At 63.9% G+C, this 24670-nt stretch carries 26 protein-coding genes, 1 tRNA gene and 1 pseudogene; 13 read left to right on the forward strand and 15 right to left on the reverse strand.

Translation table 11 applies throughout. The annotated features are described in order from the left end of the window. Positions 1-155 precede the first annotated feature (155 nt). Positions 156-776, forward strand: coding sequence for a DUF4255 domain-containing protein (locus DV733_RS04270; protein ID WP_049993953.1), 621 nt, complete (start codon positions 156-158; stop codon positions 774-776). Here the strand turns inward: DV733_RS04270 and DV733_RS04275 are convergent. After that, entirely contained in the window at positions 773-1228 is a 456-nt protein-coding gene (locus tag DV733_RS04275; protein WP_049993954.1) for an NYN domain-containing protein, read from the reverse strand. The two genes, DV733_RS04270 and DV733_RS04275, sit on opposite strands and share 4 nt — an antisense overlap. Before the next feature lie 28 nt (positions 1229-1256). On the opposite strand from DV733_RS04275, the pseudogene DV733_RS17850 reads away from it, so the two are divergent. The 4 genes and pseudogenes from DV733_RS17850 to DV733_RS04290 all read left to right on the forward strand — a co-directional run. After that, positions 1257-1403: pseudogene (locus tag DV733_RS17850) on the forward strand (hypothetical protein); the annotation flags it as partial. A 24-nt stretch (positions 1404-1427) separates the two neighbouring features. Next, entirely contained in the window at positions 1428-1988 is a 561-nt protein-coding gene (locus DV733_RS04280) for an HNH endonuclease (RefSeq protein ID WP_049993955.1), read from the forward strand. An 86-nt stretch (positions 1989-2074) separates the two neighbouring features. Further along, positions 2075-2149: transfer RNA gene (locus DV733_RS04285), tRNA-Glu, on the forward strand. A 314-nt stretch (positions 2150-2463) separates the two neighbouring features. Then, the gene (locus tag DV733_RS04290; RefSeq protein WP_049993956.1) at positions 2464-3216 is read left to right on the forward strand and encodes an SDR family NAD(P)-dependent oxidoreductase; all 753 of its coding nucleotides are present in this window, start codon (positions 2464-2466) and stop codon (positions 3214-3216) included. A 177-nt stretch (positions 3217-3393) separates the two neighbouring features. Here DV733_RS04290 and DV733_RS04295 read toward each other — a convergent pair whose 3' ends face one another. Together DV733_RS04295 and DV733_RS04300 are read right to left on the reverse strand one after the other, a co-directional pair. After that, on the reverse strand, positions 3394-4638 hold the full coding sequence (locus DV733_RS04295; protein ID WP_049993957.1) for an aminotransferase class V-fold PLP-dependent enzyme: 1245 nt from the start codon (positions 4636-4638) through the stop codon (positions 3394-3396). An 87-nt stretch (positions 4639-4725) separates the two neighbouring features. Continuing rightward, on the reverse strand, positions 4726-5328 hold the full coding sequence (locus DV733_RS04300) for a hypothetical protein (RefSeq protein ID WP_049993958.1): 603 nt from the start codon (positions 5326-5328) through the stop codon (positions 4726-4728). Positions 5329-5574: 246 nt separating this feature from the next. Here DV733_RS04300 and DV733_RS04305 point away from each other — a divergent pair, with 246 nt between their 5' ends. From DV733_RS04305 to DV733_RS04315, 3 genes are all read left to right on the forward strand, one after another. Further along, positions 5575-6651, forward strand: a complete 1077-nt coding sequence (locus tag DV733_RS04305) for a hypothetical protein (protein ID WP_049993959.1) — start codon at positions 5575-5577, stop codon at positions 6649-6651. Between the two features lie 87 nt (positions 6652-6738). Continuing rightward, on the forward strand, positions 6739-7269 hold the full coding sequence (locus DV733_RS04310) for a CoxG family protein (protein WP_049993960.1): 531 nt from the start codon (positions 6739-6741) through the stop codon (positions 7267-7269). Positions 7270-7300: 31 nt separating this feature from the next. Next, the gene (locus DV733_RS04315) at positions 7301-7960 is read left to right on the forward strand and encodes a flavin reductase family protein (protein WP_049993961.1); all 660 of its coding nucleotides are present in this window, start codon (positions 7301-7303) and stop codon (positions 7958-7960) included. Here DV733_RS04315 and DV733_RS04320 read toward each other — a convergent pair whose 3' ends face one another. Beyond that, positions 7961-8749 carry an ABC transporter ATP-binding protein gene (locus DV733_RS04320; protein ID WP_049993962.1) on the reverse strand — a complete coding sequence of 263 codons (789 nt, stop codon included), beginning with the start codon at positions 8747-8749 and terminating at the stop codon, positions 7961-7963. Between the two features lie 369 nt (positions 8750-9118). Here DV733_RS04320 and DV733_RS04325 point away from each other — a divergent pair, with 369 nt between their 5' ends. Then, a complete protein-coding gene (locus DV733_RS04325) occupies positions 9119-10273 on the forward strand; it encodes an ABC transporter substrate-binding protein (protein ID WP_161569339.1) in 1155 nt (384 codons plus the stop codon). 7 nt (positions 10274-10280) lie between these two features. Beyond that, the gene (locus DV733_RS04330; protein WP_049993964.1) at positions 10281-11054 is read left to right on the forward strand and encodes an ABC transporter permease; all 774 of its coding nucleotides are present in this window, start codon (positions 10281-10283) and stop codon (positions 11052-11054) included. A gap of 68 nt (positions 11055-11122) precedes the next feature. Here DV733_RS04330 and DV733_RS04335 read toward each other — a convergent pair whose 3' ends face one another. From DV733_RS04335 to DV733_RS04360, 6 genes are read right to left on the reverse strand one after another with little or no spacing between them, the layout of a single operon-like run. Beyond that, positions 11123-11764: a MarR family transcriptional regulator gene (locus DV733_RS04335; RefSeq protein WP_049993965.1), complete on the reverse strand. Its 642-nt coding sequence runs from the start codon at positions 11762-11764 to the stop codon at positions 11123-11125. Positions 11765-11814: 50 nt separating this feature from the next. Further along, a complete protein-coding gene (locus DV733_RS04340; protein ID WP_049993966.1) occupies positions 11815-12810 on the reverse strand; it encodes a substrate-binding domain-containing protein in 996 nt (331 codons plus the stop codon). 55 nt (positions 12811-12865) lie between these two features. After that, positions 12866-13327: a (2Fe-2S)-binding protein gene (locus tag DV733_RS04345; RefSeq protein ID WP_049993967.1), complete on the reverse strand. Its 462-nt coding sequence runs from the start codon at positions 13325-13327 to the stop codon at positions 12866-12868. Beyond that, complete coding sequence (locus DV733_RS04350; protein ID WP_049993968.1) at positions 13324-14181, reverse strand: FAD binding domain-containing protein; 858 nt, start codon at positions 14179-14181, stop codon at positions 13324-13326. The genes DV733_RS04345 and DV733_RS04350 overlap by 4 nt, the downstream gene beginning before the upstream one ends. Continuing rightward, the gene (locus DV733_RS04355) at positions 14178-16514 is read right to left on the reverse strand and encodes a xanthine dehydrogenase family protein molybdopterin-binding subunit (RefSeq protein ID WP_136342279.1); all 2337 of its coding nucleotides are present in this window, start codon (positions 16512-16514) and stop codon (positions 14178-14180) included. Before DV733_RS04355 ends, DV733_RS04350 begins: the two co-directional genes overlap by 4 nt. Further along, positions 16511-16960 (reverse strand): CoxG family protein, encoded by a 450-nt coding sequence (locus tag DV733_RS04360; RefSeq protein WP_049993972.1) that lies wholly within the window; start codon positions 16958-16960, stop codon positions 16511-16513. Before DV733_RS04360 ends, DV733_RS04355 begins: the two co-directional genes overlap by 4 nt. A gap of 99 nt (positions 16961-17059) precedes the next feature. Between DV733_RS04360 and DV733_RS04365 the strand changes: the two genes are divergently transcribed. Beyond that, complete coding sequence (locus DV733_RS04365) at positions 17060-18172, forward strand: XdhC family protein (RefSeq protein ID WP_049993973.1); 1113 nt, start codon at positions 17060-17062, stop codon at positions 18170-18172. Between the two features lie 10 nt (positions 18173-18182). Here DV733_RS04365 and DV733_RS04370 read toward each other — a convergent pair whose 3' ends face one another. From DV733_RS04370 to DV733_RS04380, 3 genes are all read right to left on the reverse strand, one after another. After that, positions 18183-18812, reverse strand: coding sequence for a nucleotidyltransferase family protein (locus DV733_RS04370; RefSeq protein WP_049993974.1), 630 nt, complete (start codon positions 18810-18812; stop codon positions 18183-18185). 56 nt (positions 18813-18868) lie between these two features. Beyond that, positions 18869-20314: a hypothetical protein gene (locus DV733_RS04375; RefSeq protein WP_049993975.1), complete on the reverse strand. Its 1446-nt coding sequence runs from the start codon at positions 20312-20314 to the stop codon at positions 18869-18871. Between the two features lie 228 nt (positions 20315-20542). Beyond that, on the reverse strand, positions 20543-21088 hold the full coding sequence (locus DV733_RS04380; protein ID WP_049993976.1) for a DoxX family protein: 546 nt from the start codon (positions 21086-21088) through the stop codon (positions 20543-20545). 139 nt (positions 21089-21227) lie between these two features. On the opposite strand from DV733_RS04380, the gene DV733_RS04385 reads away from it, so the two are divergent. After that, complete coding sequence (locus tag DV733_RS04385) at positions 21228-21773, forward strand: NUDIX hydrolase (protein ID WP_049993977.1); 546 nt, start codon at positions 21228-21230, stop codon at positions 21771-21773. A gap of 22 nt (positions 21774-21795) precedes the next feature. Here DV733_RS04385 and DV733_RS04390 read toward each other — a convergent pair whose 3' ends face one another. Beyond that, positions 21796-22656 (reverse strand): ABC transporter permease, encoded by an 861-nt coding sequence (locus DV733_RS04390; RefSeq protein ID WP_049993978.1) that lies wholly within the window; start codon positions 22654-22656, stop codon positions 21796-21798. Then, positions 22653-23672: an ABC transporter ATP-binding protein gene (locus DV733_RS04395; protein ID WP_079979424.1), complete on the reverse strand. Its 1020-nt coding sequence runs from the start codon at positions 23670-23672 to the stop codon at positions 22653-22655. Before DV733_RS04395 ends, DV733_RS04390 begins: the two co-directional genes overlap by 4 nt. Positions 23673-23762: 90 nt before the next feature. On the opposite strand from DV733_RS04395, the gene DV733_RS04400 reads away from it, so the two are divergent. Further along, positions 23763-24665 (forward strand): SDR family oxidoreductase, encoded by a 903-nt coding sequence (locus tag DV733_RS04400; protein WP_049993980.1) that lies wholly within the window; start codon positions 23763-23765, stop codon positions 24663-24665. Positions 24666-24670 lie beyond the last annotated feature (5 nt).

Below are 24670 nucleotides of genomic sequence, written 5' to 3' on the forward strand. Positions count from 1 at the left end.
CGGTAGTGTATACTATTTAAGATGGATGGGAGTTCGTTCGACCCGTTCGCTGTGAGAAATGCTGTGGGATTAAGAGGGGTGATCGTCTTGTGGACGAACATGGGGTGGCATCGACAGCAGTCGATCGAACAGCACACACAGCGAGGGGGTGGGCCGTGGCTGGCTACGGCATCATCGCGGACGTGAGCGAGGCGCTCGTGGGCCTGCTCAGCGATCGAATTCGTGAGCGCGAGGACGTCGGCACCGTCGACCCGGACTCCGTCGCGCTGATTTCCCCGGACGAAGTCGGCGAGGAGAGCGACGTCCGACTGGGAATATACCTCTACAACGTCACCGAGAACCCGACGATGAAAAACGCCGATCGGACGCGAGCCGAAGGGACGAACTATCGTGATCCGCCGCTGGCGATCGATCTGCAGTATCTGGTGACCGCGTATCCCGGAAGCGAAGACAGCGAGGACAGTGTTCGCAGCGCGACCCAGCACCGACTGCTCGGGCTGGCCATGCAGGTCTTTCACGACAACGCTCGCATCGACGCCGCGGATCTGCCCGGCGAAATTGGGGAGGACGCTCTCCCACAGATCGCCGTCGAGTCCGAGCCGATCGACGTCCTCACCGGTCTCTGGTCGAGTTTCGACGGGGCGTCGTTCGCCCCATCCGTGACCTACCACGTCGGTCCGGTGTTCATCGACTCGAACCGCGAGGAGTCGATCCCGGACGTCCACGAGCGCGAGACCAGAACGAACCCCAAGCCCGATCCGCGCCGCGACCGCTAGTCTTCGTCCAGCGTGACGGCCTCGGTTGCGGCCTTCCGGAGCGCGTCAGAGCGACCGTAGGAGCCGGGCGCGATCGCCACCGTCCGCAGGCCTTCTCTGCCGGCGATTTCGAGGACGGGCTTGAAGTCCGTGTCCCGCGAAGCGATCGCGAGGACGTCCGCCCGGTCGGTCGTCGCGATCGCGGTCGCGTCGACAGCCAGCTTCACGTCGACGTCGCCGCTGGTCGTGACGACCTCGTAGCCGTGTGCCTCCCCGGCCTGGATCAGTCCGGGCGTCGCGTGCTCGTCGAGATACAGTCGCGTCACGACCAGCCGGCCGTACTCGGTCGCGGTTGCCCGTACGTCGTCCAGATCGACGTCGAACTCCTCGCGGAGGACGTTCGGCCCGTCGACGAACAGCGCCACGCGGGGCTCGCCTCTCGCGGCACCGAACAGTCGGCCGAGCGGGTTCATATCCACTCATCTCGCTTCGCGGATATGGATGTTGCGAGATTCGAATGGCATTTATCGCAGTGGCATAAAATATAGAATTAAGAGCATATTGACGTACAGTGACCCGGACTGGCTACGAGAACAGTATTGGGAGAAGAGACTTACACAGAAAGAGATCGCGGAGAAGTGCGACGTTTCGGTTCGGACGATTCGACGCCATATGAAGCGGCATGGAATCGAGCGTCGTGATCTGGAGGGGGAAGATCACCCACTACACGGCACGAACCGATCGCCAGAGGTCACATCGAAGATCTCCGACTCGCTCGAAGGACGGACGTTCTCCGCCGAAGCGTGCGAGCGGATGTCCGAATCACACGTGGGAAACCCGATCCCAGAAGCGGTCCGGCAGAAGATTTCGGAGTCGCTGACCGGGATCGAGCGATCGGAACAGACGCGTCAGCGAATGAGTGAGTCGACAGCGGGTGCGTCGAATCCGAACTGGAAAGGCGGATATAGTCGCCGATACGGCCCGGGATGGGCGACAGCGAGAACTCGGGTCCAGAACCGAGACGAGGTCTGCCAGCAGTGTGGTCACGATGGACGCGACCGTCGACTGGAAGTTCATCACATCATCCCCGTTCGTGTCTTCCGTGACGATCCCGAGCGGGACTTGCAAGACGCCCACGATCTCGATAATCTCGTGTTACTCTGTCGTCGCTGTCACGGGAAGGTCGAGCACGGTGCTATCGAGGCTTCCTTCGCTGAGTCTGAAACCAGATAGTGTCGCACCCTATCACACCACTCGCCGACTCCGATTGGTGTGATTTATAAGCCCGCAACCCATCGTCCCGATTGCCGGACGCGGACGCTCGGTTAGTGTAGTCCGGCCAATCATACGGGCCTTTCGAGCCTGTGACCGGGGTTCAAATCCCCGACCGAGCATTCTGCGAGGAACAACGTGACGAGCAGAAGCGCAGGGAGCGGGATTTGAACCACGCGAGTCGCAGCGCCCGAACAGCGTGAGGGCGACCGTCTCGGCGTGTTCAAATCCCTGACCGAGTACATTCCTTCCGAAAACGTCGACGTTCGCAGTCCCACTATCCGAGACTCTCTCTGGCGTCGTCGATGGCGTCGATCTCCTCGCAGGTTCCCAGGCCTGCTCCGCGAGTTCAGAGACGAGGATGGTCGCTCTGCATTCCCATGTATTGAGAAAGATAATGGTGTATTATCTTCGATATAGCCGTATCGTAAAAGGCATGATAGATCTAGAGAACGAAGTCGCGATCGTGACGGGCGCTGGACACGGGATCGGGGAAGCAGTCGCGAAACTACTGGCCGAAAACGGGGCCAAAGTAGCAGTGACAGACGTGGTCGACGGGCGCGAAGCAGTCGCCGAGAGCATCGAGTCCGCCGGTGGGAGTGCGATCGCGCGGGAGATGGACGTGACCGATCCCGAACAGGTCGAGGCAGTTGTCGACGAAGTCGTCGAGGAGTGGGGGGCAGTCGACATTCTGGTCAACAACGCTGGGGTATTCCCCGCTCAGGAACTCGATGAGATGACTCGGGAAGACTGGGACCGTGTCATCGACGTCAACCTCAACGGGGTGTTCAACTGTACCGAGGCGGTGTTACCTGTAATGCAGGAACAGGAATACGGCCGCATCGTCAACATCTCGTCGGCTTCTGGCGGACACATCGGCTGGGCGGGGACACTGGCTCACTACGCGGCAAGTAAGGGCGGCGTCGTCGGTTTCACCCGCAGCGCGGCGATCGCGCTCGGGCCGGACGGGATCACGATGAACGCAGTTATCCCGGGCATGATCGATACGGGAGCCGCCCAGGAGGTCTCCTCCGAGGAGGAGATCGAAGCAGCAGTCGGCATGACTCCGGTCGGTCGTCAGGGGACGCCGCGTGAGCTGGCCGGAGCAGTCGCGTACCTCAGCTCCGATCTGGCGGCGTTCGTCACCGGCACGACACTGGTCGTCGACGGCGGATACACGCTCGTTTGAACGGGTTTCGGGCCACGCCGAAGGCGATCCACCCGGAATACCGTCCTCGATGGCGGTGCTCTCCCACCTTTTTCTCGTTGGGTGGCCTGCGGCCACCACGCCTCGAAAAAGCTGGATCAAAAAGCCGGTCTCTCACGACGCTCGAGACCGGAGAAACGCGGCCTCTGGCCGCGTATACTACCCGAAGATCTGACGCGCGTCGTCGATCGCGTCGATCAGGACGTCGATCTCCTCACGCGTGTTGTAGATGTAGAACGACGCTCGCGCGGTCGCAGCCACGCCGAGTTTGTCGTGCAGCGGCTGGGTACAGTGGTCGCCGGCCCGGATGGCCACGGCGTAGTCGTTGATGATCGACGAGAGGTCGTGTGCGTGAACGGAATCGATGTTGAACGAGACGAGGCCGCCGCGTTTCTCGCCGACGGGCGGGCCGAAGGTCTCGACGTCGTCGAACTCCGCGAAGCGTTCGAGGGCGTACTGGGCCAGCTCGTTCTCGTGGCGGGCGATCGACTCCATCCCGATGTCGTCCAGATAGTCACAGGCCTCCGCCAGCCCGATCCCCTGGGCGATGTTGGGAGTCCCGGCTTCGAACTTCCACGGCAACTCGTTCCAGCGTGACTCCTCGAAGGTGACCTTCTCGATCATGTCCCCGCCGTAGAGGAACGGCTCCATCTCTTCGAGCAGGTGCCGTTTTCCGTAGAGGACACCGCTGCCGGTGGGGCCACACATCTTGTGGCCCGAAAAGGCCAGAAAGTCCGCGTCGATGGCCTGGACATCGACCGGCCGGGTCGGGACCGACTGGGCGCCGTCGACGAAGATGTAGGCGTCGTGGTCGTGCGCGATGTCGGCGAGCTCGGAGACGGGGTTGATGGTTCCGAGGGTGTTCGAGACGTGGACGGCACTGACCATCTGGGTATCGTCGGTGATCAGCTCGCGGGCGTGATCCATGTCGAGCCGGCCCTCGTCGTCGATTCGGATGTACTTGTCCTCCGCGCCGGTCCGCTCGCAGATCTGCTGCCACGTCACCAGGGAGGCGTGATGTTCCATCTCCGTGAGGACGACTTCGTCGCCAGGGCCGAGTTCGCGCAGCCCCCAGGCGTAGGCGACGAGGTTCTCGCTTTCGGTCGTGTTCTTGGTGAAGACGATCTCCTCGCGGCCCTCGGCGCCGATGAAGTCGGCGACGGTGTCGTGGGCCTCCTCGTAGGCGATCGAAGCTTCCTGGCTGAGGTGGTGCAGCCCGCGGTGGACGTTTGCGTTGTAGGTGCGGTAGTACTCGGAGATGGCGTCGATGACCTGGTCGGGCTTCTGAGAGGTGGCTCCGTTGTCGAGATAGACCAGCGGCGTGCCATCGAACTCGCGATCGAGGATGGGGAAGTCCTCGCGGATCCGCTCGACGTCGAGGTGGTCGGATTCACTGACGGTCATTACGTACGTATCGGGCCCCCAGCCTGGTGATTCCTTCGGTTTGCCTAAAATAGTGCGACGGGAACGAACCGGAACGCACCCAGCAGGTCAGACGATAGTGATCTCGTCGACGATCCGCTCGGACCCTTCGACGCCGTCGCCCTCGACGACGATCTCGTAGGTATACGTTCCAGGGGAGACGTCTTCGTCCGTCGAGAGCTTCCCGCCCCACTCTTCGGGGCGGAACTCCTCGTGAGGACCCGACCAGTCGAGTTCGATCGGATCGAAATCGGCACTGGGGAACTCGACAGTGACCGATTCGAGCGACTCCGCGCCGAGGTGCTGGCCCGTTTCGCCATCGAAGACGTCGACGTTCATCGCGATATCCATACCGGCTGCGAACCGGCGGATACTCGCACAGCCGCCCCCGTTGCCGCCGCCCGGCGCCGTCGTGGTCGGAGCGTCGGTAACGGTCGTGTTTCCGGACGGCGTTCCCCCGTTTCCGTTCCCGTTTCCGTTCCCGTTCCCGTTCCCGTTTCCACCGTCGTCGTCGGGCCCCGGATCGGTGATGTAGTTACACCCTGCGAGGCCGACAGTTGCCCACGTCGCCGCACCTGAAGCGACGACTCGTCGCCGCGTAAGGTGCGCTCCTGTCTCCTCATCAGCGCCACCGTTCCGATTCGCGTCCGTTCCTTCCTCGTCGTGGCTCATTGTACTCGGCACTATCAGTGCAACCCACTTAAGAACCGCTGCCGTTCCGAGTTTGTGGGATTGCTCAGCTAGCAACTGACCGGAATTCCGATTATCCAAACCTAAACAGCTAAACGTTCACTCTAAGCCATATATTTTGCCAGTGTTAGGCTTTATAGACTCTAAAACGTCATAGATAGGCCATTCCCATCCGGCAAAAACACCGAAAGGGGTTAATATGTTGCCCCCAAACGTGTTTAGTACAAGATGACGCCTAGCACTGGACCGGAGACAGACGACGCGACAGACAGTTCAGACTCCAAGCAGTTGACGACGCGACGGAAACTGATGGCGACGGGTGCAGCGACCTGGGCGACGGTCGGCCTCGCAGGGTGCACCGGTAACGACGGCGGTAACGGCAACGGAAACGGAGACACGACGGAGCCGTCCGGCAACGGAAACGGCAACGGCGACACCACGACGGAACCGACACCCACGCCGACCCCGTCCCCACAGCCGGAGAACTACATCGTCTCGACGAACACCTACTGGAACGGTCACCCCGCACCCGAAGGGACCGGCGGCTACGTCGGGACGTGTTCGCCCGAACGACAGTTCCGCCGAGATATGGACGTGACGTTCGTCATCGGCGTCTGGGATCCCGACACCGGGGATCCAGTCACCGACGACGTCGTCGACTCGGCGACGGTCTCGTTCCCTGACCGACCGTTCGACGACGTCGAACTGGAGTTCGTCCCCGCCGAGGAAGAGGGCGACAAGCCCCAGTGGAACGGCACCTTCGACATCCCGGACGACGCCGAGAGCGGCTCGGTCGCCTACGAGCTTCAGGTCTCGGACGGCGACGCCAACTTCTACGAAGTCGGAATCGCATCGGCAGGGTTCACGATCATCGATCCCGAGCCGACCGGAGCGACGAACTACGTCGTCACGACCGAGACCTTCTGGAACGGCCATCCCGCGCCGGACGGAACCAACGGCTTCGTCGGTGCGTGTTCGCCCGAACGGCAGTTCCGCGCCAGCGACATGGATGTGACGTTCGTGATCGGGCTCTACAACGGGTCGTCCGGAGAGTTCGTGGGTGCGAGTGCCGTCGACTCCGTGATGGTCACCTTCCCAGACTCCGACCAGTTCGACGCCGTGGAACTCAGCTATCAGGAACCTGCCGAGAACACCGAAGAGCAGTGGAACGGCACGCTGGCGCTGACCGAGATGGACTCCGTCCCCCCGGGCACGTATACCTACGAAGTCGACGTCCAGGGTGCAGACGGCAACGTCACCGACCTCGGTGTCGCGTCGGATAGCTTCACCGTCATCGAAGAGTAGCCCGGTTGGGCCAGTTCTCAGTTTCTCGCATTCGCCGAAGGATAGTAACCCCCTCCCGTTGTACACGCAGCATAGAGCCATCTACGTATGAGCCAAGACAATGAGCAATCTCCCGAGGAAGAGCCGGTCGATGAGGGCAGCAAGCGTCTGGAGTTCGCCGACGCGGTCGAACTCGCGACGACTAAGGAACACCTCTGGTCGCTCATCTCCGATCCGGAGACGCTGACCGAGTGCGTCCCGGGCGCGGAGTCGATCGAGCGCGTCTCCGAACGGAAGTACGAGCTCGATATCACTCGCGGCGTGGCCTCGATGTCGCTGTCGCTGACCGGCGAGGCGGAGTTCGTGGAGATGAACCCGCCGGACTACATCGTCACGACCGGGTACGCGTTCGGTTCCAAGACTGGCAGCGAGTTCGACATCCTCGCGGCCATGGAGATGGAGGAACTCGACGCCGAGACTGTCGAACTGACCTACCGGGCGGAAGTCGAGTACAGCGGCGGCGTCGCGACGATTCCCAAACGCGTCATCAAGCCGATCGTCAAACGCGATGTCGACACCTACTTCGACAATGTCCGGACGCTCGTCGAGAGCGAGACGTCACAGTCCCCGGAAGCGTAACCCTTAGTTCGATCCGACAAAATCCACTCCTATGACAGCCACTGATCCGACCGACCACTTCGACGAAATCTCCCAGTTCGACTCGAAATCGCTGTTCAAACCCAAGGTCGTCTCGCTCGTCGTGACCAACAGCCCGGAGACTGGCCCGAACGTGATGACAGCCTCCTGGTGGATGCTGGCGGGGTACGACCCGCTTCGCTACCAGCTTGCGGTCAGTCACAAGACCCACACCTACGATATCATCGAACGTAATCCCGAGTTCGTCCTGGCCGCGCCTTCGACGGACATGATCGACGCGCTGACGCTCTGTGGGCAGGTCAGCGGTCGCGACCTCGACAAGATCGACCACCTCGGACTGGAGACGATTCCCGGACAGGATGTGGACGTCCCGCTCCTGGCCGACGCCGTCGGCAACATCGAGTGTTCGGTGATGGAGTCGTTCGAGTTCGAGAACTGCACCTACTACTTCGGGAACGTCGAGAACGCCTACGTGACAAAAGACGGGCTGGACGGGCGCATGCTCTCGCTGGACGATGCGGACGTGCTGGCGTACATGGGCAGCGACTGGGGCGAAGACGACACCGACACGAAGTACCGGTACTACGCCGACCTCGGTCCCGAGAACCTCGAACGGTATCCCGGCGACGAGGTCATCGAGTCGCTGCCGGACGACGTAGCCGAGGATCTCTGATCAGATCTCTTCGAGTCCCAGGTCAGATCTGAGGCGCGCTTTGATCTCTTGGAACCGGTCGCTGCTCTCGACGTCGAGCCGACGGTTCCACCGCGGCCGCTCGAAGTCGACGTCGATCCGGTCGATGATCGTCGCCGGCTTCTCCGAGAGGACCAGGATCGTGTCGGCCATGTAGATCGCCTCGTCGATGTCGTGGGTGACGAACACGACCGTCTTCCGGTCGTCGTGCCACAGTTTGAGCAGTTCCGTCTGGAGGCGGTCTTTCGTCTGGGCGTCCAGCGAGCCGAACGGTTCGTCCATCAGCAGGATGTCAGGGTCGACCGCCAGCGCTCGAGCCAGTCCGACCCGCTGTTGCATTCCTCCGGAGAGTTCCTTGGGGTAACAGTCCCCGAACCCCTCCAGCCCGACTCGGTCGAGCCACTCTCGGGCGATCTCGTCTCGTTTTCCTTTCTCGACGTCACCCTGCACCTTCAGCCCCGTGGATACGTTCTCCAGGACGGACTTCCAGGGTAACAACACGAAGTCCTGGAACACCATCGAAACGTCGGGGTGGGGACGCGATCCGTCGCCGGAGACGCCGGTGCCGTCGAGTTCGATCGTCCCTGCCGTCTGGTCGACGGTCCTCGCGATGGTCTTCAGCAGGGTCGTCTTTCCGCACCCGGACGGTCCCAGAACGACGACGAACTCCCCAGGATCGACGTCGAAACTCACGTTCTCGAAGACGACGAGCTCGTCTGCCCCCGACTCGAACGTTTTGGAGAGCCCGTCGACCCTGATCGACTTGCTCATGGTAGTGACCAGCCCCTCGAACACTTAAACGGATTGGGGACACTGCGGTGACCTCCGCTGCTGTCGGACATCGCACTGTTGCGTAGACCTATCCCCCGTGATCTCGATCGGTACGCGCGCGGCCTCCACGGGAAAGACCGCAGTGCTGTCTGGTGAATTGGGACGATCTCGGCGTGGCTGTGTGCTATTGCAGGAATGTAATATATAAAAGTTTCTTTTTAGGAGATTAATGTCCTCGACCACAATTCTGCTAAATGGCGTGTTTAGTCTTGTTAAGCGGTAAACACGGCAATTAGTCTATTGAGTCTCCCTTCCCAAATGACCGGAAACGGCACCCATTATAAGTTGCTCCCCGATAAATTTCGGTCCGTGACCCGAAACGAATACGCCAGTTCTGGAGCGGGACGGGCTAGAAGCGGCACTGAACACCGGTCGGCAACGACATCCCGGCGAGGGTTTCTCGTCGGCGCTGGCGCGACGACGCTCGCGACGCTCGCTGGTTGTATCGGAAATATCGGTGGCGACGACGGCTCGACGCAGCAAGTGACGTACCGTCACCGGTACAAGCGAACCGGGATCGGGACCGGCCTCAACGACGCCGGTGTCGAACTCGGCACGTGGGAAGAAGAAGGACTCGACGTGTCCTTCGAGACGTCCTCGGGGTCGAAGGCGGCAGCCCAGTCGGTCGCCAGTGGCAACGACATGTTCGGCAACGCCGGTATCAGCACCGTGCTCGGTCTCAACCAGGAAGGTGCCGACCTGGTCGTCATCGGGCAGCTTCTCGACCCGATGGGCGGTGTCGTGACGACGGGCGAGCAGGGGATTACGACGTGGTCGGATCTCGAAGGGAAGACCGTCGGGAAATACCCCTATGGATCGACTGGTCCCGAGGCGAAAGCGGCGATGCAGAAAGAGGGCGTCGACGTCTCGGCGATCACCTTCCAGAACGTCCAGCCAGGTAACGGCGAGCAGCTTCTATTCAATGGAAACATCGATGCGATGATCAAGTTCGTCCCATTGAGCAAGGCGCGGCTGCTCGACGAGGGATACTCTCCGAACGTTCTGATCACGTCACACGTTCTCGATCACCTCGGCATCTCACTGTACACGCGTCGGGAGGTCGTCGAGGAACAACCCGAAACCGTCGACAGCTTCGTTCGCGGGTGGCTGAAAGCCTACCAGATCTTCGCCAACCAGATCGACGAGGTCTTCGAAATCTACACGCCACTCGCCGTGGAAGGGTTCGACGAGGAGATTCAACGCGAAGCGCTCCCGGAGTATTACGCGGCACAGGTGCCCGACCCGTCGATCGGTACCGAATACGGGAAAGGCTGGACCGACTCCGAAAAGTTGGACCGGACGATCGAGACCTTCAGCGACGCCGGACTGATCGACGGTGGCGTCGACGCCGAAGCGATGTACACCAACGAGTTTATCGACGACAACCGGGAGCTGGCCGTCGAGACGGCAACGGAGATTTACGACCGTCTAGAGGACTTCGAAATCGGGCCAAACTACATCTAACTCCAGTATGCGCCGGCCGACTGTCCCCCGATGGCGGCAGTTGTTCTCCCGGAAGATCCAGCTCCCGGCAGCCGTACTGGTCGTCGTGGTGAGCGCCTGGGAGTACGGTGTGCCGGAGATGGGGATCCAACCGTTTATCCTCCCGACCCCGTCGGCGATCATCGTCGCGTTCGTCGAAAACCACGAGACGATCCTCGCGGAGTTGCAGGTCACGCTCCGGGTGTTCGCCATCGCGTTCGGGCTGACGCTCGTTACGGGATATCTGATGGCGCTCCTGATGTTCGAGTGGAAGGTCCTGGAAGCCACGTTCTTCCCGTACATCATCGTGATCCGGTCGATCCCGATCGTGACGCTGCTGCCGATCTTCATCACCTGGTTCGGGTTCGGCGGCCAGACCGTGATCGTCGTCAGCTACCTCATCAGTTTCTTCCCGATGGTCGTCAACACGCTGTCTGGCTTTCAAGAGACCGATGGGCAACTCGTGGAGATGCTGGAGAGTTTCTCGGCCAGCCGCTGGGAGGTCTACAGAGACGTCTACTTTTACTCGTCGTTGCCGACCGTCTTTGCGGGGATCAAGATCAGCGTTATCCTCGCGTTTACCGGTACGATCGTCGGCGAACTCGTCCTTGCTAACCAGGGGATCGGCGCGCTCATCATCGAGTACAACAGTACCTTCGCCACCCCCGAGATGTTCGCGGCGGTGTTCACGGTCTCGCTCTCCTCGCTGTGCTGTTTCGGCGCCGTGGTCGGCCTCGAACGGCTGTTCGTCGACTGGACCTGACGTTCGCTCCGGCGGCTGGACGGTGGCGCTCGACTCGTCGCTGCTGCACCGGGTTCTGCCGCGTCGTCTCACCGGCTGAGGAACGCCTGCAAGATCCGCTGTTCCTCCTCGTCGGTTATCTCCTCGGCCGCCATACAGACGTGAACGACCTTGCGGACGAGTTCGGGGTCGTCGAACGGTGACGCGCTGGAATCGTCTCCTGATTCGAGCCGTGATTCCAGTCGCTCGACACGATCACGGAGGTCCTGAACGGTCTTCTGCAGGTCCTCTGAAGTGTCGGTGTAGTGGGTCGCTCGCTCGCCGCCGGGGATGGTATCGAGATCGAGTACCGCTTTGACGAACCGGCGGCGGTCATCCCACTCGAATCCCGGGAGGCTGTTGACCCGGTTGCTTACCGTCGCGGCCGTCACGTCCAAAAAGCTCGCGATGTCCCGTTGGGTCGCGTCAGGATGGGCGGCGATCGCCTGGAGCGTCCTGATCTGCCTGTCCGAGATGTCCGCTTGATCCGGGTAGTCCGTTTCGGGACTGGACGGATCGGGTCTCTCGTGCTCTTCGGAGCCGCCGCCGTCGAGCACTTGCTCGACGTGCTCGGTCGAGGCGTCGGGAATCCTCTCGGCCAGTTCCGCGGACGAGGCGTCCGGATCCGCCGCTGCCTCTTCGAGAATTCGCTTGCGGTCGATCCGTGACGCGTCGTTGTCCCCGGAACTCATTACGTCTCGGGTATTGTCCGCTACGTGTTAAAAAGCTTCAGCTTGGACGCCTAGAGGTCCAGCGTCGTCTCGAAGAACAGTTCCTCGACGTCGTATTCCCGATCGATCAGTCCCTGGTCCCTCGCGTAGCCGACGAACGTCCGTAGCTCTTTCCGAGTCTTCGGTCGGAGGCCGTACGCCCAGGCGTCCTCGCCGAGGATCTCGTGCTGTTCCTTGTAGTGGAGGTGGTTCCAGGTCAACGAGGTGTGACTGCTGGGGCTGACGTTTCGCTGGATGCACCTCTCGAGGGCCTCGGCGAAGGCGTCGTAGACGCTGACGGCGACCCACGGATCGTCCTCGAGGATTTCGTCCCGGATGGCGACGGTGTGCATCGGCGGGTGCAGCCCCGTCTTCTCGAAGAAGGCAATCTCCTCGGCCTGCGGGTCTTCGAACATGAACTCTGCGTCGTCGTTGCGACAGACAGCCCTGAACAGCGACCCCGAGGGATCCATCGCCGCGTCCAACTCGCCCGAGAACAGCATATCCTGCATATCTCGGGGTTCGTAGATGGCGTCGCCGCCCTGCTTGCCGGGCACGCGCTGGATGTCGAACTTTTCGGGCAGGTCGACGGGGACGTCGTCTTCCCGACGGCGGAACCACTGCACTTCGGTGAGATCCAGATCGTAGTGTTCCTGGGCGATCCCGCGGACCCAGACGTCGGCGGTCGTCTGCCAGGACTGGGTTCCCACCTGTTTGCCTTCGAGGTCTTTTGGCTCCTCGATGCCGGCGTCGGCGTTCTTGTAGAAGAAGGCCAGCCGGAACTTCCGGTTAGGGAATACCGGGATCGCCGTGTAGGGGAACTCCTCGCCCTCGGCCATCGAGGAGACGTACGAGGCGATACACACTTCGCAGATATCGAACTCGCCATGCCGAAAGAACCGACGGTGTCGCTTGGGTGGGTACTCGCTGATCGGCGTCAGATCGATCCCCTCGGGTTCGACCTCGCCGGTCAAAAGCGGCTGTACCGTGTCCATGTCGCCGACGCTCAGCGAGAGGTCCAGGGCCATACAGACACGCGGGCCAGCACCATATTATCTGTTGTGGGTCTTCCTACTGCGTGACTCAGTCGCGGTCCTCGGCGACCGACTCGATCGCGTCGAGGATCGTCTCGTAGCCGGTACACCGACAGGCGTTGCCGGCGACCGCCGACCGGATCGCCTCGCGGTCGGCGTCGGGATCGTCTTCGAGATACGCCAGCGCCGTCAGCACGAAGCCGGGTGTGCAGTAGCCACACTGCAGCGCGAACGCCTCGTCGAAGGCCGCCTGAACCGACTCACCGAGCGACCCCTCCTCGATCCCCTCGACGGTCGTAATCGTCGCGCCGTCGGCCTTCCCTGCGGGGACGAGACAGGACTTGACGGCCTCGCCGTCGAGCAGCACCGTACAGACGCCACAGCGGCCGCTGTCACACCCGGACTTGACGCACGTCTTCTCGCAGGGGCCCCGAAGTACGTCCCGAAGCGGGGCGTCCGGGGCCATCTCGACCGTCCGCTGCTCGCCGTCGAGTTCGAACTGGATGTTCATCGCTCACCTCCTGTCCGTTCGAGGGCCGTCCCGATCGCCCGCTCGACCAGTGCCGGTGCCAGCGACCGCTTGTACGCGGCCGAACCCGAGAGGTCGTCGAGCGGATCGATGTCCTCGACGACCGCCTCGCTGGCTGCCTCGATCGCGTCTTCGGACACCGGCTGGCCCACCAGCGCGTCCTCGACGGCCGGCGAGCGAACGGCCGTGTCGGCGACTGCGGTCAGGCCAACGCGGACGTCCTCGAAGCGACCCGCTTCGGTCGTGACTGCGGCCGCGACGCCGACGGTCGCCCAGCCGTCCTCGACCCGAGAGTGTTTCTCGTAGGCCGTGCCCATCCGGGGATCGACGTCGAAGCGGACTCTCTCGATCAGTTCGTCGGGGTCGCGGTCGGTCCGCATGTGGCCCACGAGGTACTGCTCGATCGGGACCGTTCGCGTCCCTTCGGTGCTCCCGAGTTCGACCGCGGCGTCGAGACAGCACAGCGTCGGCAGCAGATCGAAGGCCGGATCGGCGTGCCCGAGAGCGCCGCCGACAGTCCCCATGGTCCGGACCTGGCGGTCGCCGACCACCGTCGAAGCCTCTCCCAGCATCGCGAGTTGTCCACCCAGATCGTGCTCGGACAACTCGCGATACGTGGTCGTCGCGCCGATCGTCGCCGTCCCGTCGGCCACGTCGATCCCCGAGAGAGCCGACACCCCGCTGACGTCGACCAGCGCGTCGGCATCGACGAATCCCTGTCGGACCAGCAGCATCAGAGTCTGGCCACCCGCGACGACTTTGACGAACTCCTCGGTAGCGAGGTGCTGGCGAGCGCCTTCGACTGTCTTCGGTGTGTAGTAGACCGTCTCGCTCATTCCTCAGCCTCCCGGAGTCCGAAGAAGACGTCTTCGTCGCGGACGGGCGCAGTCGTGAACCGAGTGCCGACGGCGTCCCGGATCGCGTTGGTGATCGCCGGCGCGACCGGCGTGATCGCGGGCGTCCCGACTCCTTTCGCGCCGTAGGGACCGGACTCCTCGTTGGATTCGATTATCTCGACGACAAGGTCGTCCGGCAGTTCGTGTGGCGAACTCACGGGGTAGTCCGCGAGGTTGGGGTTCTCCGGGATCCCGCGGTCGAGTTCTAGCTCGGCAAGGGTGGCGAACTCGACGCCGTGCTGGACCGCGCCGTGGAGCTGTCCTTCGACCATCGCGGGGTTGATCGCGTAGCCGACGTCCTGGGCAGCCACGTACGTCCGCAGATCCACGCCACCAGTCTCGGGATCGACGGCGACACTCGCGAAGTGGACTCCGTAGGAGGGCGGGGCGTAGTTGGTCTCGGCACGAGCAGTCGCCGAGACCGGTTCGGTGAGCACCGTCGAGAGGTCGGCGGTGTCTCCGTCTCCGTGGAGTTGCCCGCCCTCGATCGAGATTCGGTCGACCGGGACTGCGAATCGATCGCTCGCCCGCTGGCGGATAGCGTCGGTCAACTCCTCGGCGGCCTCGGCGACCGCGCGGCCGATGAGATACGTCGACCGATTGGCGACCGAGCCGTACTTGTCCTCGATGTCGTCGTCGTGGGTCTTGGATCGGACGGTGATCCGGTCGATCGAGAGACCGGTCTCCTCGGCGACGATCTGGGTGAGCGCGGTCTCGCTCCCCTGTCCCAAATCGATCGCGCCGACGATTGCAGTCACCGTCCCGTCGGGGTTCGCGACGAGTTCCGTCTCCGTGTAGTCGGTGTTGTGCTCCGAGGCGGGTGTCGACACTTGCGTGCCGGCGGCCATCCCCCACCCGTGGAGGTGACCGTCCTCGTCCGCGTCGCGGCGCCGTTCGAAGGACGCCTTCCCGCGGTCGAGACACTCGCGGAGTCCGCAACTCGTGATCGGCTGTCCGGAGTAGGGTCGTTCGTCTCCCGTCTCGACCCAGTTTCGTTCCCGGACTGCGATCGGGTCGAGCCCGGCCTGTCGGGCCAGTTCGTCGACGTGTGACTCCAGCGCCCACGTGATCTGGGTCACGCCGATCCCGCGGTACTCTCCCGAGGGCGTGTTGTTGGTGAACACGGAGACGCCCTCGAAGCGGTAGTTCTCCAGTCGGTAGAGGTCCAGGGGTCTGTGTCGGCAGCTATTCAGGACGATGTGGCCGACCGAGTTGGGGTATGCGCCGGTGTCGGTGACGACGTCCACGTCCAGTGCGGTCAGCCGCCCGCCGTCAGTGATCCCCGCACGGAGCGTGAGTGTCGTCGGGTGACGCGAGTCCCCCGCCGTGAACTCCGCCTCGCGGTCGAAGGCGAGCCTGACCGGCCGGTCGGTCTCGCGGGCGAGCGTCGCGGCGACGGGTTCGAGCGTCAGCGTCTCCAGGGAGTGCCCGCCGAAACTCGACCCGGCGGCCGGCGGCGTCAGGATCGTGACCTCGAAGCGGTCGTCGAACAGCGCTTCGAGGACGTGTTCGGTGTGGGTCCGGTTGCCGATCGTCTCGACCAGTTCGAGCCGGTCGCCGTCCCATTCGGCGAGACAGCAGTGTCGGTCGAGGTTGCAGTGGTTCACCCGCGGCGTCCGATAGGTCTCCTCGAGGATGTGATCGGCGGCCGCGAAGCCGGCCTCGAGGTCGCCGACCGACAGCTGGTGGTAGTCGTCGACGTTCTGCTCGTAGTCTGGGTTCTCGACGTTCCTGGGGTGGCGAACCGGCTGGCCGTAGTCGGGGACGCCGTCGGGTGTCCGGGATTCCTCGTGAAGCACGGGCGCCCCGTCGCGGACGCTCTCGGCGGGATCGTGGACCGACTCCAGCGGCTCCAGTTCGTACTCGATCGCGTCCAGGGCGGCCCGGACGCCAGCGCGCGACTCGGCCGCCACGGCTGCGATGGCGTCGCCGTAGTGGCGGACCCGGTCGTCGAACCCGCCCAGAAAGTCCGTTCTCGTGACAACGCAGGCGACGCCGTCGATCGACTCGGCCGCGTCTGTCCGAACGCTCGCGATCTCGGCGTGCGGCTGCTGCGAGCGGAGGACGCCAGCGTGGAGCATCTCGGGCCGTTCGAGATCCGTCGGGAACTGGGCCCGCCCGGTCAGTTTCTCCCAGCTGTCCCGCCGGCGGGTGTCCCGGCCGACGGCTCGGCGGGGCTCGCGGTCGGCGCCCCCTCGGGCAGACGCTCGCCCGCGCGCTCCGTCGGGAGACCGCTGCTCGTTTGCTCGGGGGGGTGACTCCTGCTCGCTCATCCCTCCTCACCGGCGTATTCCGCCAGGTTGTCGAAGTACGTCTCGACGTTGGCGTTGATCTGTCGACGGAGGAGCCGCGAGCCGAGCGTCGCCAGTTTGCCAGCGAACCGAATGTCGACGTGGTAGTCCATCCGCGTCTGGTCGCCCTCCTCGGCCAGGGTCACCTCGACGTCAGCGTCCATCCTGGCGTTCGTCCGTGAGTCGGTCCCGACCGCCGAAAAGGTCAGGCGCTCGGGCCGCTCCAGGGTCTCGATCCTCACGTCGCCTTCCATCGTGACGGTGATCCCGGCGACCGACTGGTGGATCACGCCCTCGTAGTGACGCTCGGAGACGCGTTCGATCTCCGTTGCGCCCATGACACAGGCCGTCAGCGCTTCGGGGTCGGTGACCGGCTCCCAGACGGCCTCCCGTGGTGCGGGGATGGTCGCCGTCCCGTCGTATTCCATACTGGTCGGTCGGGCGCGCCGATACTAAATCCCCTCGCACGATCCCCGTTGCCGGGAGCCGACGCAACGCTGAAACGAGTCCGTGGCCAAAGCCGGTGTATGTCCGCGCCGGCCGACCGCTGGCCCGCCGCCGATCCCACGCTCTATCGACGACTCCGCGAGCAGGACGACCCGGGCGTGCTCGCGACCGTCGTCTCCGTGGAGGGAGCGGCCTACCGCCGACCCGGCGCAAAGATGCTCGTCGATACCGATGGAGACGCCATCGGCGCGATCACCGCAGGATGTCTCCGCGATCGGATCGTCGAGGCGGCGCTGGCCGTCCGCGAGACGGCGACACCGCGAGTCGTGGCCTTCGATCTCGCCGACGACGACACCTGGGACCTCGCGAGCGGCTGTGACGGCCGGATCGAGGTCCTGCTCGAACCGGTCGGCGAGGCCATCCGTGACGCGCTCGGCGCGGTCGCCGACAGGCGGGCCGTGACGCTGATCACGGCGGTCGAGTCGAGCCATCCCGAGGTCGCTGTCGGCGACCGCGCGGTCGTCGATGCCGGGGTGAACAGCCACGACGAACGGGGCCGGACGCTGCCAGCTGACGTCAGTGAGGCCCCGCAGGTACAGTCCGTCGAGACGACGGCGATGCGAACGGTCGAGACGGCCGACGGCGAGGTGACAGTGCTGGTCGACCCGATCGAGCCACCCCCCCGGTTGCTGCTGTTCGGGAGCCGGCCCGACCTCCGCCCCGTCGCCTGGCTCGGCCGGGCGGTCGGCTTCGACGTCGTCGTAGCCTCGCCGCGGGGCGGGGCGGCGACCGACGAGACCGCCCCTGCGGCTCACGAGGTGCTCGCGAGCCATCCGACGGACCTACCTGCGCACACCGACCGGTGGACCTATCCCGTCGTGCTCTCTCACAACGCGATCGACGATCAGATCGCCGTCGAAGCGCTGTTGACCGACTCGCCGGTCCCGTACGTCGGGCTGCTCGGCTCGCGGGACCGGTCGCGCCGGCTGCTCGAAGCGATCGAAGACGACGGCGTCGAACTCACCGACGACCAACTGGATCGGCTCTCGACGCCGGTCGGGCTCGATCTCGGGGGCGACGGGCCGACGGCGGTCGCGCTCAGCGTGGTCGGCGAGGTCCACGCGGTCCACCACGGGGCTCCGGGTGGTCGACTGCGCGACCAGTCTGGGCCGATCCACGACCGACCACAGTGACCGACCGGCCCTACCGATCCGCGGGCCGGTCGACGTCCTGGAGTACGCCCGGATCTCCCGTCTCGACCAGCGCAGCGTCGGGGGCCGACAGGAGGATCTCCCGGCCGCCCCGGTCGCCGTCCAGTTCTGCCAGCGCGTCGAAGTGCTGTTCGTCGAAGACGACGGGATTACCGCGCTCCCCGTCACAGGCGGCCGCCAGCGCGCTCCCGGCTCCCGCCCGGTAGGCCTCGAGCAGGCCGGCGATCGAGTCGGGCGAGACGTGTGGCATGTCGCCGAGCGCGATCAGGACGGCATCCGCACCCCGTTCGCGGGCGGCCGCGACGCCCGTCGCGACCGAGGCTCCCTGTCCCTGGCGGTAGCGGCCGTTCTCGACGACCGAGACGGGGAGAGATGAGAGGTCGTTCCGAACCCGGTCGGCGTCGTGGCCGAGGACGACCGTCACCCCGTCGAGCGGGCTGGCACAGAGCGCGCGAACGGCGTGTCGGACGATCGACTCGCCGTCCAGCGACGCCAGCAGTTTGTTCCGGTCACCGTAACGCTCGCTGGTCCCGGCGGCGAGGACGACCCCGTGGACGGACGCGTCAGCCGTGGGCCGGTCGTCCCCGAAGTCTTCGGGGCGGAGTACCGGTAGTGATGCCATGCTATCGCCCGTTCGGACCGCGTGAAAATCAGTGTTGCCGCGACGGTCTCGGGTCGCTACTCCTCGGTCACTTCGAAGACGAAGTGGCTGGCCGGCAGCGGCCGGACGGGATGATTGTCCAGATACGAGAGGTGCGGGAAGATCTCGAAGTTCGGCTCGTCCTCCTGCATCTCGTAGATCGTCGGGTAGATGTCGATGAAGTGGTAGCCGGGTTCGCCGGCGGCCGGGATGTCCATCTTGATGACGCCACCTTTGTCGTCGCCGCTGGTCCCGCAGGCATAGCCCAGCGGCTTGTTGTCGTAGACGAGGAACGGGCCGTTCTCGTACATCGTCCAGCCGACACCGGACAACTCGATCTCGATCGTCGTTCCGACCGGCCCTTCCCTGGGTGTGAACTTCTCGATGCGGGGCTGGACGACGAAGCCAGTCACGGCGATCTCCCGGCCGTCTACTTCGGCCGTGATCGGGCGCGTCGCTCCTTCCTCCGGCGGGATCTCGATCTCGACCTGGAAGCGACCGTCGGCGTCGGTCTGGACGGTGGGGAGGACATCCCGATGTTGCTCGGGCGTGATCGGGATCCCCTTCACGCGGTGGCCTTCGTGGCGATACCAGATCAGGTCGACTTCTTTGTTCGGCGGGAAGTCTTCACCGGTGATGAACGCCTGCGTCCCGGCCTGACCGGAGGTTGGCGTGATCTCCAGGGTCGCGTCGCTCTGGGCGTCGAGGTCGGGGTAGTGGAGTTCGATCGGGTTCTCCTCGAACTGCTCGTCCATCCAGGCACCGCCCAGTTCCTGCTCGGGTTCAGTCACCTCGACGGTCCACCGAGAGGGGCGGTCCCCACACACTTTCCCGTAGGGCGACTGGGTGTTGTTCTGGAGGTAGGGGATGCCGCGGTAGTTGCGCCAGACCTCGATCACGTGCTTGCCGGGCGGGCCGACCGCCCGGATCTCGGCAGTCGCTGTCCCGCGGTTCATCACGCCGGTCATGAACCCGAAGGTAGAGTTGTCCCAGGAGACCTGGTAGTTGTTGGTGACGACGTTCGGGCCGAGGCCGTAGCCCTTGAACGTGAACGTCCCGCCGAGCGGGGCCGACTCCGTTTCCAGTTCGAACCAGGGATTGATCTCCAACTCGGCCTTGTCGATCGTCTCGCCGTCGTGCTGGATCTCGATCTTGTGCGCGCCGCCGTAGTCCTCGGGGATGGTCCACTCCTGGTCGAAACGTCCGTCCGCGTCGCTCGTGACGGTCATGAGGTGGTCGGTCCGGGGCCGATACTGCGGGCCGACGATCTCGTTGGCCTTGAGCACGCCCCAGTCACCCTCCGTGGAGTGCCAGAGCACCTCGAAGGCCTCTTCGGCCGGGAAGTTTCGTCCTTTGAGCGTGATCGTGTCGCCGACGTACCCTTCCTGATCGCTCAGTACCAGCGTTCCGGAGGTACCGCTACCAGTTCGGTGCTTCTCGAGCGTTTCCTCTAACTCCGAGGATAGTGAGGGGTCTTCGTCCATGAAATCGGGTTACAGGCGTACGCAGATATACTTACTGTCGGCTATCTATCTCTGGGAATCTACGACTGATACTGGTGGCTGTAACATCTCGAACTGACTCACCACCACGGCGTTCGAACACGGTCACGAACGTACAACCACCACTATGCGGATACAGAGATCGGGGTCTAGATCCCCCGTTGGGACCCCGACAGATCGGAAGCCACTCGGACGGTGAAGCCGCCAGCGTCAGCCCAACAACAACCTGAGTTGCGGATACTTTTCGACGATTTCCAACTCTTCGAGATACGCGTCAAGTCCGAGGATACGTCCGGCCCCGAACGCGCCGACCGCGAACAGCAGCAGGACGTACACGAGGTGGAAGTCGATGACGAACGCGTCCGTGAGCGGGAACGACGCGAGCCAGTAGAAGGTCATCATGAGCGCGCCACCGAATGCACCCAATCGGACGAATATCCCGAGGAGGAGCGCGATCCCGACCAGCGTCAATCCGACCTGGTTCAGCGGCGTCAGCAGCCAGTACCAGTCGTTGGCCATGATGCTCCAGACGTCGTAGCCGAGGAAGTCTCGGAGGGGGTTCTCCGGACTGATCGCGTAGTTCAGGTAGCCTCTGACGCTCCACTCGGGATCGATGACTTTCGACAGTCCGGCGTAGAGGAACACCCAGCCCATGATCAGCCGGAGGCTGAGCAGCGAGTAACCGATCCACCTCTCGGAGTATGCGAATTCGACGCCACGGCCGAAGATCTCTGATTCGAGTTTTCTGGAACTCATGTCTGCGCTCTCACAGCCACATATATACTGGCGGTTTCCATAAACCCCTGACCTGTTCCCAGGGTTCGGGAAGGGTGTGACGATCATTTCGCCCGGTCGACCCACAACCGGTTTGTATCGGCCCGACCGACCACCCGATATGTCCGACGACCTCGCGTGGGACCTGCTCGACAGCCAGACGGCCTACACCTGCCCCGGCTTCGACATCATCAACGAGACAGTCCAGTTGCCGGACGGTACCGAGACGGATTTCGACTACCTCACCGAGAGCGAGAGCGTCGTCATCCTCCCGTTCACCACGGATGGCGAGGTGGTCGTCATCGAGGAGTGGCGCGAACCGGTCAAGCGGGTCAATTTCGGCCTTCCAGCGGGCGGGCTCGAAAGCGAGGACGGCGACACCGCTGCCGCCGTCGAGCGTGAATTGATCGAGGAGACCGGCTACGAAGCGGGCGCTATCGAGCATCTCACGACCGTCGAACCGGCCAACGGCTTGAGCGATATGGTCTTTCACTACTTCGTCGCCGAGGACTGCACGGCGACAGCGGAGCAGAATCTCGACCACAACGAGTCGATCGGCGTGACGACCGCCGACTTCGAGGACCTCGTGGCCGCGATCCGGGAGGACGACCTCAGGGACGGGCGGAGTGCCCTGGCGATTCTGTACTACCACGCCTTCGAGCGATAAGACCCAATCAACTCGCCGACTCTCACCGAACGTCGGCGCTGGACGCGCGATTGATCATGGAGACGGCAATACCGCCCAGCAGGAGGGCAAGCGCGACCAGCACGCCGATCGAGGGGACGAGCGTGTTCCAGATTCCACCGAAGGCGGTAATATCCCAGACCTCCATGACGTCGGCGTCGAGCATGATCGCCCGGGCGGCGTCGACACCGTAGGTGATCGGGTTGAACTTCGCGACCGTCTGAATCCAGCCCGGCAGCGTCGAGATGGGGAGGAAGGCACTGGAGACGAACAAGAGCGGGAACTGCAGGAGGTTCGCGCCGATGATCGTCGACTCCTGGTCTTTCGTCAGCAGTGCGAGCGTGTTCGAGAAGGCGACGAACCACAGCGAGAAGAGGATGCCCACGAGCATGATCCCGACGACACCGACGATCCCGGTGGCGATCTCCGCACCGAGCAGCACGCCCAGTCCGAGGATGATCGCGATCTGGAGGACGATCCGGACCATCTCGGCTGCAGTCTTGCCGACGAAGACGGCAGCGCGATTCATCGGACTCACCAGCACCTTCTCGAACATCCCGCTCTCGATGTCGTTGACCAGCCCGATCCCGGAGGTCGCGCCCGTCGCCAGCGACACCTGAATGACGATCGCCGGCAGGAGATAGGTCTCGTAGTTGGGGATCCCCGGCGGTAGCGACTGGCCGGCGACGTTGCCGAACACCTGCGTGAACAGGACGAGGAAGATCACCGGCTGGACGAGCGACCCCACGAGGACGAAGCGGTTGCGCACGGCCTTGATGTTCCAGCGGACGAAGTTCACCCAGACGTCCCCGAAGAAGGTGTTTCCTCCCGACCGGGCGCTCTGCTCGGCCGTGTCGGTGCTCACTGTGACTCACCTCCGTCTGCCGCGGGCGGGCTGGCTGGCTCGGGTTCGGCCACCTCGTCGTCGAGATGCTCGCCGGTGATAGCCAGGAAGACGTCGTCCAGCGTCGGCGCACGGACGTCGAAGCCCGTCACCGTCAGCCCCTCGTCGCGCAGGGCCACCAGCAGGTCGGTCCCGTGCTGGCGTGCGGTCGGGGTCGTCACCGAGATCCCGTCGTCGGTCTCCTCGACGCTCGGCGTTCCGGGAAAGATCCCGGCGCTCTGGGCGACGGTCACGGCACGCTGGCGTGCTTCCGGACCATCTTCGAGCCGAACGTTCAAGATTTCGCCGCCGACCTCCTGTTTGAGATCGGCGGGCGAGCCCTCCGCGACGATCTCGCCGTCGAGGATGACCCCCAGCCGCTCGCACAGCTGGTCGGCCTCTTCGAGGTACTGCGTGGTGAGAAAGATCGTCGTCCCGCGGTCGTTGATTCGTCGGAAATAGTCCCACAACCGGTTTCGGGCTTTGGGGTCGAGGCCGGTCGTCGGCTCGTCCAGGAAGACGAGTGGTGGTCGATGGACCAGCGCCGTCGCGGCGTCCAGGCGCTTTTTCATCCCGCCGGAGAACTCCTTGGCTTCCTTGGTCGCGACGTCTGCCAGATCGACCAGCTCCAGCAGTTCCTCGATCCGCTCGGCGCGCTCGCCCTTTCGGACGCCGTAGGATTCACAGGCAAAGCGGAGGTTCTCCCGGGCCGTGAGTTCGGGATCGACGCTGGTCTCCTGAGCCATGTAACCGATCGACTCTCTGACCTTCCGCGGCTGTTCGAGCGCGTCGTAGCCGTTGACTCGAATCCTTCCCGAGGTCGGCTTGAGCAGCGTCGCCAGCGTCTTGATCGTCGTCGTCTTGCCCGCCCCGTTCGGGCCGAGAAAGCCGAAGAACTCCCCACGCGGCACCGACAGCGAGACGCCGCCCACCGCCTCGGTCCCGTCGCCGTACACCACCTCCAGGTTCTCGGCCTCGATCGCGAGTGATTCTGACATCTGTCTCGGATAACGTGAGCCGCCTGCATAAACGCGTTGATTGAATATTTATTCAACAGTGTTTTGTCGGTTGCACTCTTCCATTCAGGTATGACCACAACGATACTGGTGACGGGCGCGACGGGGACGGTCGGCTCGCGAGTGCTCGCTGATCTCGCCGACAGGGACGTCACCGTGCGCGCCGCACTCCGCAATCCCGAACGCGAGCAAGCGGCCCTACCCGAGGGCGTCGAGTGGGTCGAGTTCGACTTCGAGCGCCCCGAGACGTGGGGCGCGGCGTTCGAAGGCGTCGACGCACTCTTTCTCATGCGCCCGCCAGCGATCACGCGAGTCAGTGAGGCGATCCTTCCGGCGATCGACGCGGCCGAGCGAGTCGGGGTCGAGCACGTCGTCGTCCTGTCGGTCCTCGGAGCCGAGAAGAATCCCATTCTCCCGCACCGCAAGATCGAGAAGCACGTCCTCGACACCGGCCTCGACTGGACGTTCCTCAGGCCCTCCTTCTTCATGCAGAACCTCGTCCAGACCCACCACGAGGAGATCCGCGACGGAGAGATCGTCGTGCCCGCCGGGAGCGGCGAGACGAGTTTCGTCGACGCCGCCGACATCGCCGCGGTCGCCGCCACAGCCCTGGCCGAACCCGGCCACGAGGGCCAGGCCTACGATATCACCGGCCCCGAAGCACTGACCTACCACGAGGTCGCCCGAATCCTCTCCGAGGTGCTCGATCGCGAGATATCCTACGACGAGCCCTCGCTGATCGAGTTCGTCCGCCACTCTCGACGCCAGGGTCGGGACTGGCCGTTCGTGCTCGTGATGGCCGGGATCTACACGACCGCCCGAGTCGGCCTCGCCGGCCGGGTCACCGACGATGTCGAGCGCCTGCTCGGACGCCCACCCAGGTCGTTCCGCGAGTGGGCCGAGGAAAACACGGAGGCCTTCGAATCCGGCGAGAGGAACTCCGAAGCGGCCAATCCCACCGACAACGATATGTGATTAAA

Origin of the sequence: Halapricum salinum, assembly GCF_004799665.1 — an archaeon.
Lineage (GTDB): Archaea > Halobacteriota > Halobacteria > Halobacteriales > Haloarculaceae > Halapricum > Halapricum salinum.